At 30.2% G+C, this 341-nt stretch carries 1 protein-coding gene; it reads left to right on the forward strand.

Features of this window, described 5'->3' with window-relative positions:
- Nucleotides 1-25 precede the first annotated feature (25 nt).
- Nucleotides 26-341: hypothetical protein (locus G3997_RS01000; protein ID WP_296646713.1), on the forward strand; the 316-nt coding region annotated here is incomplete at its 3' end.

Genomic DNA, 341 nt, shown 5'->3' on the forward strand with positions numbered 1-341 from the left:
ATGTAAACCAGTTWRMMAWGMWAATATGCCAAGTATAACTTCATGTAAACCAGTTAAACAAGCTAATACATGTAAAATGCCTGTTCAAACTTGCCCAGAAGATATATGTGGGGATTATGAAATAACATGTGTAGATAAATGTGTAAACTTAGCAAAGAAAGCAGAAGAATTATTTGAAAAAGCTTTACAATGTGATTGTCAAGCTACAGATATTTATAATCAAGCTCAACAATGTGAAAAATCTGCCCAAGTTTTATCACAAAAAGCTAATAATTTATTAAATAATGCTAATGCAACAGAAAAAGAAGCTAAAGCAGCAGAATGTAAAGCACAACAACTAT

Source organism: Romboutsia sp. 13368 (assembly GCF_018336475.1).
Taxonomy (GTDB): Bacteria; Bacillota; Clostridia; order Peptostreptococcales; family Peptostreptococcaceae; genus Romboutsia.